This is a genomic window from Pectobacterium peruviense (assembly GCF_003312355.2).
Classification (GTDB): Bacteria; Pseudomonadota; Gammaproteobacteria; order Enterobacterales; family Enterobacteriaceae; genus Pectobacterium; species Pectobacterium peruviense.
Genome location: NZ_CP161826.1, coordinates 4,332,329 through 4,346,332, shown reverse-complemented (window position 1 = coordinate 4,346,332; position 14,004 = coordinate 4,332,329). Strand labels below are relative to the sequence as shown.

At 51.3% G+C, this 14,004-nt stretch carries 14 protein-coding genes and 1 other RNA gene; 9 read left to right on the top strand and 6 right to left on the bottom strand.

Annotation, left to right across the window (positions count from 1 at the left end):
- Window positions 1–19 precede the first annotated feature (19 nt).
- Together pepP and DUT67_RS19540 are read right to left on the bottom strand one after the other, a co-directional pair.
- Window positions 20–1,345: a Xaa-Pro aminopeptidase gene (gene pepP, locus DUT67_RS19545; RefSeq protein WP_048258501.1), complete on the bottom strand. Its 1,326-nt coding sequence runs from the start codon at window positions 1,343–1,345 to the stop codon at window positions 20–22.
- Between the two features lie 106 nt (window positions 1,346–1,451).
- Window positions 1,452–2,039, bottom strand: a complete 588-nt coding sequence (locus DUT67_RS19540; protein ID WP_048258502.1) for a YecA family protein — start codon at window positions 2,037–2,039, stop codon at window positions 1,452–1,454.
- 192 nt (window positions 2,040–2,231) lie between these two features.
- Between DUT67_RS19540 and zapA the strand changes: the two genes are divergently transcribed.
- From zapA to DUT67_RS19525, 3 genes are all read left to right on the top strand, one after another.
- Window positions 2,232–2,561, top strand: coding sequence for a cell division protein ZapA (zapA, locus tag DUT67_RS19535; protein ID WP_048258503.1), 330 nt, complete (start codon window positions 2,232–2,234; stop codon window positions 2,559–2,561).
- 74 nt (window positions 2,562–2,635) lie between these two features.
- Window positions 2,636–2,820, top strand: a non-coding RNA gene (ssrS, locus tag DUT67_RS19530) — 6S RNA.
- Between the two features lie 39 nt (window positions 2,821–2,859).
- Window positions 2,860–3,501 carry a 5-formyltetrahydrofolate cyclo-ligase gene (locus DUT67_RS19525; RefSeq protein WP_113626382.1) on the top strand — a complete coding sequence of 214 codons (642 nt, stop codon included), beginning with the start codon at window positions 2,860–2,862 and terminating at the stop codon, window positions 3,499–3,501.
- Here the strand turns inward: DUT67_RS19525 and nadR are convergent.
- From nadR to serB, 3 genes are all read right to left on the bottom strand, one after another.
- Window positions 3,498–4,751, bottom strand: a complete 1,254-nt coding sequence (nadR, locus tag DUT67_RS19520) for a multifunctional transcriptional regulator/nicotinamide-nucleotide adenylyltransferase/ribosylnicotinamide kinase NadR (RefSeq protein ID WP_048258505.1) — start codon at window positions 4,749–4,751, stop codon at window positions 3,498–3,500. The genes DUT67_RS19525 and nadR overlap by 4 nt on opposite strands.
- Window positions 4,752–4,881: 130 nt before the next feature.
- Window positions 4,882–6,264 carry a DNA repair protein RadA gene (gene radA / locus DUT67_RS19515; protein WP_113626381.1) on the bottom strand — a complete coding sequence of 461 codons (1,383 nt, stop codon included), beginning with the start codon at window positions 6,262–6,264 and terminating at the stop codon, window positions 4,882–4,884.
- A gap of 17 nt (window positions 6,265–6,281) precedes the next feature.
- Window positions 6,282–7,259: a phosphoserine phosphatase gene (serB, locus tag DUT67_RS19510; RefSeq protein ID WP_113626380.1), complete on the bottom strand. Its 978-nt coding sequence runs from the start codon at window positions 7,257–7,259 to the stop codon at window positions 6,282–6,284.
- A gap of 156 nt (window positions 7,260–7,415) precedes the next feature.
- Between serB and DUT67_RS19505 the strand changes: the two genes are divergently transcribed.
- Window positions 7,416–8,111 carry a YtjB family periplasmic protein gene (locus tag DUT67_RS19505; RefSeq protein ID WP_048258508.1) on the top strand — a complete coding sequence of 232 codons (696 nt, stop codon included), beginning with the start codon at window positions 7,416–7,418 and terminating at the stop codon, window positions 8,109–8,111.
- Between the two features lie 53 nt (window positions 8,112–8,164).
- Here DUT67_RS19505 and DUT67_RS19500 read toward each other — a convergent pair whose 3' ends face one another.
- A complete protein-coding gene (locus DUT67_RS19500; RefSeq protein ID WP_113626379.1) occupies window positions 8,165–9,103 on the bottom strand; it encodes a hypothetical protein in 939 nt (312 codons plus the stop codon).
- Between the two features lie 291 nt (window positions 9,104–9,394).
- Between DUT67_RS19500 and prfC the strand changes: the two genes are divergently transcribed.
- The 5 genes from prfC to DUT67_RS19475 all read left to right on the top strand — a co-directional run bounded on the left by prfC (window position 9,395) and on the right by DUT67_RS19475 (window position 13,677).
- Window positions 9,395–10,984: a peptide chain release factor 3 gene (prfC, locus tag DUT67_RS19495; protein ID WP_113626378.1), complete on the top strand. Its 1,590-nt coding sequence runs from the start codon at window positions 9,395–9,397 to the stop codon at window positions 10,982–10,984.
- 539 nt (window positions 10,985–11,523) lie between these two features.
- The gene (gene osmY, locus DUT67_RS19490; protein ID WP_048258511.1) at window positions 11,524–12,132 is read left to right on the top strand and encodes a molecular chaperone OsmY; all 609 of its coding nucleotides are present in this window, start codon (window positions 11,524–11,526) and stop codon (window positions 12,130–12,132) included.
- A 151-nt stretch (window positions 12,133–12,283) separates the two neighbouring features.
- Window positions 12,284–12,445, top strand: a complete 162-nt coding sequence (locus DUT67_RS19485) for a DUF1328 domain-containing protein (protein ID WP_003019081.1) — start codon at window positions 12,284–12,286, stop codon at window positions 12,443–12,445.
- Between the two features lie 131 nt (window positions 12,446–12,576).
- Window positions 12,577–12,765, top strand: a complete 189-nt coding sequence (locus DUT67_RS19480) for a stress response protein (RefSeq protein WP_010284712.1) — start codon at window positions 12,577–12,579, stop codon at window positions 12,763–12,765.
- A 114-nt stretch (window positions 12,766–12,879) separates the two neighbouring features.
- Window positions 12,880–13,677, top strand: a complete 798-nt coding sequence (locus DUT67_RS19475) for a TatD family hydrolase (protein ID WP_113626377.1) — start codon at window positions 12,880–12,882, stop codon at window positions 13,675–13,677.
- The last annotated feature ends 327 nt before the right edge of the window (window positions 13,678–14,004 follow it).

Sequence of the window (14,004 nt, the reverse complement as noted above, 5' to 3'; positions counted from 1 at the left end):
TGTCCTTTGAAAGAACGGTTTAGTACTGTGTGTCATGCCGTTGCGCCATCAGCGCTTCGATGGCATCAGCGTCTTTGATTACGCCAGCAGTCAGGTTTTCATTACCGTTTTCGGTGATCACGATGTTGTCTTCAATGCGCACACCAATCCCCCGATACTGCTGCGGCACTTTAGCATCGGGCGCGATGTAAAGACCCGGCTCGATGGTTAGCACCATACCGGGCTCAAGCGGACGGCCTCGGTCGGTGGTGCCGTAATTGCCCACATCGTGCACATCCAGACCCAGCCAGTGGCTGAGGCCGTGCATGAAGAACTGACGATGTGCCTGTTCGGCGATCAGCTCTTCGACTTCACCCTTCATCACGCCGAGTTTGATGAGCCCACTAACCATGATGCGCACCACGTCTTCGTTGACTTCGCGGATGCTACGGCCCGGCCCAAACAGCTCTAGTGCCCGCAGTTGGGAGCGCAGCACGATGTCGTAAATGGCACGCTGCGGCGCGGTAAACTTACCGTTGACTGGGAAGGTACGGGTGATATCGCCAGCATAGCTTTTGTATTCACAGCCTGCGTCAATTAGCACCAGATCGCCGTCGCGCATTTGCGTTTCGTTTTCGGTGTAATGCAGGATGCAGGCGTTGTCACCGCTGCCGACGATGGTGTTGTAAGACGGGTAGCGTGCACCGTGACGGGTAAATTCGTGGTGAATCTCGCCTTCAAGCTGATATTCATACATGCCAGGACGGCATTTCTGCATAGCTCGTGTATGAGCCAGCGCTGTAATTTCACAGGCGCGACGCATTACGCTGATTTCCGCAGGCGATTTGAACAGGCGCATTTCATGCACCCAAGGACGCCAGTCGGTCAGTGTCGCGGGGGCAGCAAACCCTTGGCGGGTTCCGTTACGCAGGGTTTCCAGCGCGGCAAAAACCAGCTTGTCGGCGTAATCGTACTGCCCTTGTGCGTGGTACACCACGTCTAATCCATTCAACAATAAATGCAGCTGTGTGCTGATTTCGCCAAACGGCAGTGCTCGGTCAACGCCGAGCTTGGTGGGTGCCGCTTCCTGACCCAGGCGACGGCCAAACCAGATTTCCGCTGTCAGGTCGCGCACGCGGTTGAAGATGACGCTGTGATGATGTTTGGTATCGCTTTTTACCAGCAGCAGAACGGCTTCTGGTTCATTGAACCCCGTAAAATACCAGAAATCACTATTTTGACGATAAGGGTAGTCACTGTCGGCATTGCGCTGCGCTTCTGGCGCAGAAAAAATGATCGCCGCGCTGCCCGGTACCATTTTTTCCAACAGTACCTGACGACGACGAAGAAATTCTTGTGGATTCATCACCTGCTCCTGAAAATTGTCCGTGCGGTTACCTTTCCCTTCAGCCCTAAATAAGGCACGCCTTCAATAACATAGCGTTTTTCATAAGACCGCCCTGCATAAAAAATCAATGCAGCGTTGGTTTTTGCTGTTCGGGTGCCGTCACAACGTGTTGGCTGGTAAATTCGGTATGGCACAAAATGGCAGAAACGCGAACATACTCAATCACTTCTTCCAGTGATTGCTCCAGCTCTTCCTGATCTTCATCTTCGTCGTAGCCAAGCTGTGCGATGTTGCGTAAATCTTCGATGGCTTCTTTCAGCTCGCCTTTAACTTTGTTCAACTTCGGCTGAATGACGCCCAGGCCCAGTAGGAAGTGGTTGACCCAACCTGCCAGCGCATCGGCGCGATCGAAAACGCTCACCTCGTCCAGTGAATCATCTGGCAGGAAAAGCTGAAACAGGAAGCCATCATCTTCCAGCGCTTCACGCGTGGCTTGATACAGGTCCTGAAGCGGTTGCGACAGTGTTTGAGTAAACGCCATACCTTCATTGGTCAGTTCAAAAACCAGCGTTCTCCAACTGTCGTCATGGTTTCCACCACACAGCATTCCGCTGATCAAGCCGTGCATTTCTGCTGCGGTCAGCGCGACTTGCTGTTGGTGAAGCAGTTGGTTAAGGCCTTCATAGGCAGGAAACGTATTCTCTATAGACATGCGGATTCGTCATCGTTGGCTGGATTGGTTCATGCTATGCTACCACCAAGCTCCCTTTGGATTCCAGAAAGGGCTTGTATCTTAGATCTCGGCTATATATAGTGGCGCCCGCTTTAACGAACCCGATGTAACGGGTAATGCTCATGCTATGCGACACGCGGGCGCAAGAACGAAAAAAGGCAGGAAGGTGGTATGTCTGCACAACCAGTAGATATTCAAATTTTTGGCCGTTCGTTAAGAGTGAATTGTCCGCCAGAACAACAGGAAGCGTTGAATCAGGCAGCGGAAGATCTTAACCAGCGGTTGCAAGATCTTAAAGTTCGCACTAGAGTCACAAACACTGAGCAACTGGTGTTTATTGCCGCGCTGAATGTGTGCCATGAACTGGCGCAGGAGCGGGGTAAGACGCGTGATTATGCATCGAATATGGAACAACGTATTCGTATGTTGCAGCAGACCATCGAGCAAGCGTTGCTGGAACAGGGCAAGATCACGGACCGTCAGGGTGCACAATTTGAATAACGTCGTATTTTGACAAAAGTACGGTGTTTTTACGCGATAAGACGTGCTAAGGTTTATCGCGAGTAACGAATAAAATTTCTCTGAGATGTTTGTCAGCGGGCCAGTCCCCTGAGCCGATATTTCATACCAAACAGAATGTAATGCTCTGCGGTTGGTGAGCAAGCTCGGTTCGTCCGAGAAGCCTTAAGACTGCGACGTTATGTTCACCTTGAACCAAGGGTTCAAGGGTTACAGCCTGCGGCGGCATCTCGGAGATTCCCTTTCTTTTATCACTCTTGACCCGTGGCGAACACAGCCCATGTCATCTTCTGGCACGTCAATTATTCCCAAGACTTCACCTTCCTCTACGGCAGCATCACGTCAGCAGATTCGTCAGGCTGTGCGTCAGCAGCGGCGTTTACTGACGCCGGAACAGCAGAGATTATTTGCCCAACAGGCGTGTGAGCGCGTCATAGCACACCCGAAGATCATACAAGCAGATAGCGTCGCAGTATTTCTGTCGTTTGATGGCGAGTTGGATACGCACCCGTTGATTCAACAGCTGTGGGAGCAGGGGAAGCGTGTTTACTTGCCGGTTCTGCATCCATTTCGCGTTGGGTATCTGCTGTTCCTACGCTATGCGCCGGACACCAAGCTGGTGCGCAATCGTCTGAAGATTATGGAGCCGAGTCTGGACGTGCGGCAGGTGTTGCCGTTACCGCAGTTGGATATTCTGCTGACGCCGCTGGTGGCGTTTGATCATCAGGGGCAGCGTTTGGGCATGGGCGGCGGTTTTTACGATCGTACGTTGCAGTATCGCAACCAGATGTCTCGCGGACCTTACCCGATTGGGCTGGCCCACGATTGTCAGAAGGTCGACGCACTGCCAGTGGAAAGTTGGGACATTCCGCTGCCGGAAATTATTACCCCTTCTCACCATTGGCAGTGGAACTCGCGCTAGTTTTTTATCTGTTCGGGCGATCGATCGTGGCCCAACATCTGCTGTACCAATTCCACACAATGCAGGAACCGCGAATCGTAGTCCGACTCTTTGATGTAAACGTACGGGATATTATTTTTAGCCAGCATCGTTTTCAGCAGGTTCTGGAACTCCGAACGGGCGGTAGAGCTGCCTAAACTGCGTAGCCCATCGGCCACCCACGGCGTGTTGTTCTCCAGCAAAATCACCAGATCGAAGCGGTATTCATCGACCAGCGCCTGAACGAACGGGTGTTCACGGCCTTCGTATTTCTTGCAGAACGCCTGCGTGGTGACAAAGTCGGTGTCGATAAAGGCCACTTTGTTGGCGTATTTGACCGCAAAATCAATGTACTGTGCCTGACCCAGTGCAATCTTGTCGTAGTCGGAATACTGCAACGCCATCTCGTCGCCACCCAGATGGGAGAAGACATAATCGCGACCATATTCCCAGGCGCTGGTGGTGTTGAAGATATTAGCCAGCTTGTTTACCAGCGTAGATTTACCACTGGATTCCCCGCCAAGAATGGCAACGGTACGCACAAAGAACGGCTTCACTTCGGTCGGGATATAGTCCCAATAGCGGAAAGGATCGTGGCGGATCTGCGAGCCGCTGATGTTCATAAAGGATCGCTGCGGGTCGATCAAAACGGCCTCAATCCCCAGATGCTCGCGGTACTGTGGAGCATCCTGCTCTTCGCTGGTGTAGACGAAATTGGGCGTGATGCTTTTTTCCTGCATGAATGCCTGAATTCCTTTACTCCACACATCCCAGCCGTGTGGGTAGGGCTCCATTCCTTGCTCATTAAAGGCATGAATATGAATATTTTTCTGATATTTAAAGGTCTGCAGCAGCCAGCGCAGACGATCGCTGACGGTGGGCTGCTGTGACATCGAGCTGCTCTCAAACAGCAGACGGTCGCGCGGTTCGTCGTAACCTAAAATTACATGCAGTTCATCGACCTGACTGCAGGCGCGTTGAATCAGATAAATGTGGCCGGTGTGTAGCGGATAGAACTTGCCGAAGACGATACCAATATTCTTTTCGTAGCGAGGGAATTCCAGCTCAAGAAACCGATGCAGTGCTTCCAACTTCTGTGCGCTAGGGCTTTTTATTTTGGCATTAAGTAATTGACTGAGATAGCCTTTAGTCATATCGGTTGCGTCGGCAACCTGCTGTAGGGTGCAACCCTTCTGGCGGATAGCGGATTTCAGGTAATCAAATGATGACATGGTGCAACACTCTTGTTTAGCTTACTAAACAAAATACCACAAGATAAGGCAACCTCCGCAACTCTTTCACACCCCTGTTTTAGCTTAAGGCGAACAGGGGAAGAGTCGCGAATGCCTTTCTGCGGTTCGTTTAGAGATCGTCGAGGAGCGCCAGCGCGTCGGCCAGCTTTTTCACGCCAAATACCTGCATACTGGCTGGGGCTTTCTTCGGCATATTGGCATGAGGAACGATGGCGCGGGTGAAGCCATGCTTGGCTGCTTCGGTAATCCGCTCTTGGCCGCTGGGAACCGGACGAATTTCGCCCGCCAAGCCGACTTCACCGAAAATGACCAGATCCTGCGGCAGTGGGCGATCGCGGAAGCTGGAAACCAGCGATAGCAGCAGTGCCAGGTCGGCGCTGGTTTCGGTCACTTTGACGCCGCCAACGACATTCACGAACACATCCTGATCCGACATTTGCAAGCCGCCGTGGCGATGCAGTACCGCTAGCAGGATCGCCAATCGGTTTTGCTCCAGCCCAACCGCAACGCGACGCGGATTAGCCATCATCGATTGATCAACCAAAGCCTGAATCTCGACCAGCAGCGGACGCGTACCTTCCCACACCACCATGACCGAACTGCCAGACGTCACTTCGTCTCCACGACTGAGGAAAATGGCTGACGGATTGCTGATCTCGCGCAGTCCTTGCTCCGTCATGGCGAACACACCTAGCTCGTTAACGGCACCGAAACGGTTTTTATGGCTGCGCAGCGTGCGAAAGCGCGAATCGGCATCGCCGTCCAGCAGCACGGAGCAGTCAATGCAGTGTTCCAAGACTTTCGGCCCGGCGAGCGAACCGTCTTTGGTGACGTGGCCGACCATCACGATGGCGACGCCGCGCGTTTTAGCGAAGCGCGTCAGGTAGGCAGCGGTTTCACGCACCTGCGCCACGCTGCCGGGAGAAGATTGAATATCGGCGAGGTGCATGACCTGAATGGAGTCGATGACCATCAACTTCGGCTGTTCTTGCTCGGCAATCAGGCAAATCTGTTCGATGCTGGTTTCCGACAGCATGTTGAGATTCTGCGTTGGCAGATTGAGTCTGTGTGCCCGCATCGCCACCTGCTGCAATGATTCTTCCCCAGTGACGTACAGGGTTTTCATCTGTTCTGACAGCTTGCAGAGTGTTTGCAGCAGCAGCGTACTCTTACCTGCGCCGGGGCTACCGCCGATTAGAATGGCGCTGCCCGGAACGACGCCGCCGCCCAGAACGCGGTCAAACTCCAGAAAGCCAGTGGAAAAGCGAGGCAGGGCTTCAAGGCTGATTTCTGAGAGCTTTTGCACCCGGCTGACGCCAGCACTTTCACCCGCATAGCCGGTGAGACGGTCGGAACGTGATACGGACGCCGATGCCAGGCGAACTTCGGTAATGGTGTTCCAGGCGTGGCAGGCGCTGCACTGCCCTTGCCAGCGCGGATAGTCGGCCCCGCATTCATTACATACAAACGCCCGTTTGATGGCTTTTGCCACGTATCACCTCCTACTGATTAACGCTTTTCGTGTCTCATGCTGCCGCTGAGGATACAGAGCACGCCGGTCAGATCGGCATGACGGATGGTTACCGCAGACTGCTCATTAACCTTGGGCTTAGCGTGATAGGCAATCCCTAAGCTGGCTGTCTTGATCATCGGCAGATCGTTTGCGCCGTCGCCGATAGCAACGGTCTGATGCATTGGAATTTCCAGCTTTTCCGCTAACTGTTGCAGCGTAGTGGCTTTATATTTTGCATCGACAATCGTGCCGATGACTTCACCAGTCAGCTTGCCATCTTGCATGCCTAATTCATTGGCAACAGCGGCGACCAGGCCTAATTCGTCACGCAAATAATCGGCAAAATAGGTAAACCCGCCTGAAGCAATGGCGACGTGCCAACCCGCTTCCTGAAGCTGGCTAACCATATTATTCAGGCCCGGCATCAGCGGCAGCGTTTTGCGTACCGTTTGTAAAATAGTGGCGTCGGCACCTTTTAATGTCCCAACTCGCTGACGCAGGCTGGCGGCGAAGTCCAGCTCACCGCGCATTGCGCGTTCGGTGACTTCGGCCACCATTTCGCCAGTGCCCGCCAGCTTGGCGATTTCATCAATGCATTCGATCTGAATCGCAGTAGAATCCATGTCCATGACCAGTAAACCCGGCGAACGCAGCGTTGGTGCGTTGCTCATGGCCGCGACATCGATACCCAGTTCGTGAGCCAGTTTGGTTGCACGCGGCGTCAGTGTGCCCGCTAAACGGATAACCTGATAATCGCCCACGTTCCAGGCGCTCACGATAACCATGGCGCTTCCCAGCTTGCGCTGGTAACGAGAAATCAGATTTTTATCGAGGACATCGCTATAAATCAGCCAGCCGGTATCGCCAGCGCGGTAGTCAAGCGGCATCACTTCGTCACCGCTCAGTGATAATGGCAGTCCCGGCCAACAGTTGATCTCATTCGGGAGATCACGATAGGTCAGACTATTCGACATGGGGTAAATCCTCTGCTGGCAGTAGCGCGATAAAGTCGTGCGATAAAAAGGGATGGGGCGTTGGCCAAACATATCCCTTCAAAAACTGGGCAACAAGCTATCCTATCGTCGGCGCTTCTGGCAACATGAAAGTATCCAAATCGTGTAAGGATTATCATGGTTCGCGCCCGGTTGAAATTTCGTCTACACCGCACGGCAATTGCGTTGATTTGCCTCGCTCTGCTGGTGGTATTAATGCAAGGTGCGTCCTATTTCAGTTTGAGCCACCAGATGGCGCGTTCTGAGCAGGTTGAAGATCTAGCGCGCACGCTGTCCAGACAGGTGGCGTATAGTCTTTCCCCGCTGATGGGCAACGTGGATGATAACGGCCAAAAGATTACTACCATCCTCAAACAGCTTACCGATCATAGCCGTATTCTAGATGCTGGCGTGTACCAACAGGACGGTTCGCTGGTGGCGCATATCGGTGAACAGGTGCAACTGCGAGACCGACTGGCGCTGGACGGTAATCGGGTTGGTAGCTACTTTAACCATCAACTGGTGCAGCCGATTGAGGGAAAAGAGGGGCCTATTGGGTTCCTGCGCATTACGTTGGATACGCATGTTCTGGCGACCGAAGCCAGACAGGTAGATAACACCACCAATATTCTGCGTCTGATGATTTTACTTTCACTGGCTATCGGCATCATTCTAACTCGCACGCTGTTGCAGAATCGCCGTACCCGCTGGCAGCAGTCACCTTATCTTCTTACTGCAAGTACACCAGTGAAAGAAGACGATGAGGCGGAGAGCGACACGCAGCCGGATGGCAGTGTAATAGTGAAAAAAGACGGGGAAGAGAAAAGTCTCTGACGCGCTGACGGCCACCCCGTACAAACGCTCTGTTTGTACGGAGGGCGACGCGGCTATTTCAACTGTTGCTGGAACTGAAGCCAGTGGGTCTGAAATTTGCTGACTACCGAGATATGATCGCTCTTGGTATAGCGGTCAGCCGTGGTTGCCGAGATATAGCTGCGAAAGCTGTCAAACAAGGAATCCGCACGCGTTGAGGCTGCCAGAGAAAAAATTTGCTGGCGCTGAACCTGCGTGGCTGATGTACCTTCCGCATTTCTTTGCAATTCCAGAAAAGTAGAATTCGTCTTATCGGTGTCTCCCGCGTCGACGCTGCGCTGATACTCATCTTGCAGAATGTTTTTTTCCAGATTACTCAGCGCGTCAGACTGGTACGTGATGAAGTCCTGAATATCCTTATCGGCCTTCTGATGAGCGCCGCTATCCACATAGCGGTTTTTCAATTCTTCCAACTTTGCGGCTTTTAGCGTGATTTCGATACTATCGGTGGTATAGCTCCACGTTGTCACATCGGATGGTTTAGACAGCGCTTGATGAACCAGATCGACAAAATCATCTTTACTGATGCCGCTGTCAGCTTTGAGGTTATTTGACCACAGTTCAAGGGCCATTTCGTTCGTACTGATGTAATCAACAGACAGCTTGATATCCAGATTGGGGGCATTGCTGGAATGGCTTTGTATTATCAGATCACGATTTTTAAGCATCTCCTCTCTTAGTGTGTCTTGATCGATTTCACTCAGGTCAGGATGCGTGGGATTGGTCATATTTTCTTTCAAGCGCGCCATTGCTTCCGCGGAAATCTTTATATTGGTGGGGAAGGTGACGGTTTTCCCGGTAATAGGATCGACGATTTTTATGCTGTCACTGCTTGTTGTGGTGGACTCTGCCGTTGTCGATTTTTCTGTCGCTGACTGTGCTGTAGCCGATGATGTCGCGGTGCTTTGGGCCTGAGAATTGCTATAACCCGTATTATTTACAGACAAGCTCATACTCTCTCCTTAAGTGCGATCAAATGGTTAAATATTGACCCAGATATTATCGGCAAAGATAAATGATAACTTTATAAATGATTTATGGCGTAATTGTTGATCGTGGTACCAGAATGGCGACTCAAGACATGATGCTTCCGCGCTGTTTATACCATCACCGATTGTGTCTGCTCGTTAAATCAGGGAAAATGCTCGGCTACAGTTTATTTCCGCTTTGCCTGACGATCTGACATCGGTGTGTTGTTGACTTGATGCTGACGCCGGGTGGCTAACAAAAGAAACCTGAAAATCATGTCTCCAAGTGAATACGCCCGCGAAGTCTCTAAAAGAAGAACGTTCGCTATCATTTCTCACCCCGATGCCGGTAAAACCACGATTACCGAAAAGGTCCTGCTATTCGGACAGGCGATCCAGACTGCCGGTACGGTAAAAGGGCGTGGTTCCAACCAGCATGCGAAATCCGACTGGATGGAGATGGAAAAGCAGCGTGGTATCTCAATTACCACGTCCGTGATGCAGTTTCCCTATCGTGAATGTCTGATTAACCTGCTGGATACCCCAGGGCACGAAGACTTCTCCGAAGATACCTATCGTACGTTGACGGCGGTGGACTGCTGTTTGATGGTGATCGATGCCGCAAAAGGGGTCGAAGATCGTACGCGTAAACTGATGGAAGTCACTCGTCTGCGTGATACGCCGATTCTGACGTTCATGAACAAACTCGACCGTGACATCCGCGATCCGATGGAAGTGCTGGATGAAGTTGAGAGTGAGCTGAAAATTGCATGTGCGCCGATCACCTGGCCGATTGGCTGCGGCAAACTGTTCAAAGGCGTGTACCACCTTTATAAAGACGAAACCTATCTGTACCAAACCGGTAAAGGTCACACGATTCAGGAAGTGCGCATCGTTAAAGGGTTGGATAACCCTGAGCTGGATACCGCCGTTGGCGAAGAACTGGCTGCGCAACTGCGTGAAGAACTGGAACTGGTTAAAGGGGCCTCGCACGAATTTGAGCTGGAAGCGTTTCTTGCTGGTGAACTGACGCCTGTCTTCTTTGGTACTGCGTTGGGTAACTTTGGCGTCGATCACATGCTGGACGGGTTGATCGCTTGGGCACCTACGCCGATGCCGCGTAAAACGGATACCCGTGAAGTTACCGCAGCGGAAGAGAAATTCACCGGTTTTGTGTTCAAGATTCAGGCCAATATGGACCCGAAACACCGTGACCGCGTAGCATTTATGCGCGTCGTGTCCGGTAGATATGAAAAGAGCATGAAGCTGCGTCAGGTTCGTACGGGCAAAGATGTGGTGATCTCCGACGCGCTGACCTTCATGGCGGGCGATCGTTCCCACATTGAAGAAGCCTACCCGGGCGATATCATCGGGCTACACAACCACGGCACGATCCAGATTGGCGATACGTTTACCCAGGGTGAAGACATGAAATTCACCGGTATTCCTAACTTTGCGCCGGAATTGTTCCGTCGCATCCGCCTGCGCGATCCGCTTAAGCAGAAACAGCTGCTGAAAGGGTTGGTACAGCTGTCTGAAGAAGGCGCAGTACAGGTATTCCGTCCATTGACCAACAACGACCTTATCGTTGGTGCTGTCGGCGTGCTGCAGTTCGATGTGGTAGTTGCCCGTCTGAAAACGGAATACAACGTTGAAGCGATTTACGAGTCGGTTAACGTTTCTACCGCGCGCTGGGTTGAGTGCAGCGATGCGAAGAAGTTTGAAGAGTTTAAGCGTAAGAACGAACAGCATCTGGCGCTGGATGGCGGGGATAATCTGGCTTATATCGCACCGACGATGGTGAACCTGAACCTGACACGGGAACGCTACCCTGAAGTGACGTTCCACCAAACGCGCGAACATTAATTTTATAACGACATTAATTTCTTATAACGACATGAATTAGTTCGATAGCGCTGCGGTTTCACGAAAAAATCGTGACTGTGGCGTTTAAATAGTAACCACGTTGTTAAAATAATCATCACCCGGTTATATTTGGCTTTAGGCCAAAAATGCCGGGTGCTTTTATTTTTAAATGATTTAAAAATCAATGTGTTAGTTTTGTATTTTTCACTGCATGCTTTCTCGTCTTGGCGCAACAGACAAATCTGAATTGCGGCACATGTTCCTTCCTTCCCCTGTGATTTTCCATTCTGTAGGCTATAGTTAACAGCGTGTTAACGGACTTGGCTTGTTCAACTGTTAACGTAATTTAAGTTGGTTCATTGTTTTGATTTGTTTCGCCTTTGCAATTTAATGCTCTGATTTTTTATGCAAGAAGAGAGAATTATCGGAGTGTTGGTAACGTCATTATCACCTTGATTTGCTGATGACTGTGCAGGCGTTAACGTGGCCACACACAGACTGTGTCGGGCTGACAGAAAAGCATAAGAAGGAAGACATCGATGAAAAAGACCAAATTGACACAATCGCTGATCGTAATTGCTCTGGGTTCGATTCTGGCTGGCGGTGCCATGGCTGAAGAAACGTTAGGGCAGAAGGTAGAACGTATCGCGGACACAACTGGTGCAAAAATCGATAGCTCCGCCAATAAAGCGTCTGGCTACATGAGTGACAGCGCTGTCACGGCAAAAGTGAAAAGCGCGTTGCTGGAAGATAAATCGATTACCAGCAGCGACATTTCAGTCGAAACATCAAAGGGTGTCGTTACACTGAGCGGCTTTGTCAGCAGTCAGGCACTCAGCACCCGCGCAGTGGAAATTACCACGCAGGTTGAGGGCGTCCAATCTGTAAGCGATAAATTGCAGGTTAAAGATAATCCATCACAATCGGTTGGTGCGTATGCCGATGATGCCGTGATTACCAGCACGATTAAGGCCAAATTGCTGGCGGATGACATTGTTCCGTCCCGTAAGGTGAAAGTCGAGACTCACGAAGGCGTAGTGTTACTGAGCGGTGAAGTGGATAACAAAGCGCAGTCCGACCGTACTGAAAGTATTGCGAAGGCCGTTGATGGCGTGAAAAGCGTCAAGAACGACCTGGCAGTGAAATAACCATCGCCATGTTGTACAGGGTTATCCGTAATGGCGGATAACCCGACCTAATCCGCATAATAAAACACGACCTGTGGATACGCAGTCAGGACGCACGAAGCGCGTCAGGATGACCACCATGATTTTTCATTTTGTCTGGTAAGGAGAGCGTATGTTTCGTTGGGGCATTATATTCTTAGTTATCGCACTGATCGCGGCAGCACTGGGTTTCGGCGGATTGGCCGGTACGGCAGCTGGCGCGGCGAAAATCGTCTTTGTAGTCGGTATTATTCTGTTTCTGGTTAGCTTGTTCACAGGTCGGAAACGGCCGTAGCACAGCACAGCGCATTATATACTCTAAATAATGTCATACAGAGCACACAGCCGCGCCATGCGGCTGTCACATTTTACCGGCACACTGTTCACGTATTTGCTGCATTTCGACAGTTTATCAGGAGGTTTATGATGAATAGCGATATCGTTGTTGGCAAATGGAAACAGTGGAAAGGGAACTTTCTGGCGCTGTGGGCCGATTGGTTTGACAGCGACTGCGCCTGGCTGGAAGGGAGTAATGATTACTTGTCTGGCGTCTTGCAAGAGGGTTACGGAAAAGCCCACGAAGAGGTATCCTCAGAGAAAACCACGTTACACTGAGGCTTCACTGCAACGGCAAGTCCGATTCTGCCATGATGTGTTGGCAGGATATTACTTGTGCGTAGATTAGGTTGCCTCATCTTGACGGGGTTAATCTTAGCGGAGAAAAGTGAAGTGCCTTCTGAACGATACCGTTTTATCGATACCCACTGTCATTTCGATTTCCCCCTATTTTATGATGATGCACCGGAAAGCTTGCGTTTGGCGCAAGACGCTGGCGTTGAGCGTATCATTATTCCAGCCGTTGCTTCCCAGCATTTTGAGCGCGTGTTGACGCTCGCTCGCACCTACTCCCCGCTTTATGCCGCACTTGGTCTTCATCCGCTTTATATCGCCGAACATCAGGAGAGCGACCTGCTTCGTCTGGAAGAAGAACTGCTCCAATGGCCTGCAAGACTGGTGGCGGTGGGTGAGATTGGGTTGGATCTCTATATGCCGGAGCCGCAGTTCGAGCGGCAGCTTACTTTCCTTGAGGCTCAGCTTCGGCTGGCGAAAAAATACGATCTTCCCGTGATCCTACATTCGCGACGCAGCCACGACAGGCTGGCACAATTACTCCGACGTATTGAAGTACCACGCACTGGTGTGGTTCACGGTTTTGCCGGTAGCCTGGCACAGGCGCAGGCTTTTATCCGACTGGGTTATTACATCGGCGTAGGAGGAACGATTACCTATGACCGAGCGAATAAAACCCGTCAGGCGATCGTGCAACTGCCATTAGATCGGCTGCTGCTGGAAACCGACGCGCCCGATATGCCGATGAGTGGCTATCAGGGGCAGCCAAACCGGCCTGAGCGTATTTCGTGTGCGTTTCAAACGCTGTGTGAGCTGCGAACGGAGCCGCCTGAAGACATTGCCGAGGTGCTCTTGCAGAATTCGTTTAGGCTGTTTGGAAGACTGACCTCGGCGTAACGTGGCTGCTGTGGCGCGACTACCGTTCCTCAACGCGGAAGGCGATACGGCTTCTACTTTTCTCTTATTTCTGTGCAACAACAGACAGAACAGCCATTTCGATTTCATATACCAACCATAAAATTGTGATGAAGATCACTTTTTGGTGTTTTGGACTGTTCGATGTTGTATGTATTTGTGACATAAATTAGCGACCTTCACGGGCCTGTCCTTATACTCGTCATACTTCACGTTGCATGTACGTTGGCTACGCCAAGTCACCCGAATTACTTACTTGTGTAAGCTCATCGGGATTCCTTTGCTTGCCGCCTGCCTAAAACGTGAATT

What these genes read in the sequence shown, in the direction of transcription:
- pepP (WP_048258501.1), bottom strand. Translation starts at nt 1,345, where the DNA reads ATGAATCCACAAGAATTTCTTCGTCGTCGTCAGGTACTGTTGGAAAAA.
- DUT67_RS19540 (WP_048258502.1), bottom strand. Translation starts at nt 2,039, where the DNA reads ATGTCTATAGAGAATACGTTTCCTGCCTATGAAGGCCTTAACCAACTG.
- zapA (WP_048258503.1), top strand. Translation starts at nt 2,232, where the DNA reads ATGTCTGCACAACCAGTAGATATTCAAATTTTTGGCCGTTCGTTAAGA.
- DUT67_RS19525 (WP_113626382.1), top strand. Translation starts at nt 2,860, where the DNA reads ATGTCATCTTCTGGCACGTCAATTATTCCCAAGACTTCACCTTCCTCT.
- nadR (WP_048258505.1), bottom strand. Translation starts at nt 4,751, where the DNA reads ATGTCATCATTTGATTACCTGAAATCCGCTATCCGCCAGAAGGGTTGC.
- serB (WP_113626380.1), bottom strand. Translation starts at nt 7,259, where the DNA reads ATGTCGAATAGTCTGACCTATCGTGATCTCCCGAATGAGATCAACTGT.
- DUT67_RS19505 (WP_048258508.1), top strand. Translation starts at nt 7,416, where the DNA reads ATGGTTCGCGCCCGGTTGAAATTTCGTCTACACCGCACGGCAATTGCG.
- DUT67_RS19500 (WP_113626379.1), bottom strand. Translation starts at nt 9,103, where the DNA reads ATGAGCTTGTCTGTAAATAATACGGGTTATAGCAATTCTCAGGCCCAA.
- prfC (WP_113626378.1), top strand. Translation starts at nt 9,395, where the DNA reads ATGTCTCCAAGTGAATACGCCCGCGAAGTCTCTAAAAGAAGAACGTTC.
- osmY (WP_048258511.1), top strand. Translation starts at nt 11,524, where the DNA reads ATGAAAAAGACCAAATTGACACAATCGCTGATCGTAATTGCTCTGGGT.
- DUT67_RS19485 (WP_003019081.1), top strand. Translation starts at nt 12,284, where the DNA reads ATGTTTCGTTGGGGCATTATATTCTTAGTTATCGCACTGATCGCGGCA.
- DUT67_RS19480 (WP_010284712.1), top strand. Translation starts at nt 12,577, where the DNA reads ATGAATAGCGATATCGTTGTTGGCAAATGGAAACAGTGGAAAGGGAAC.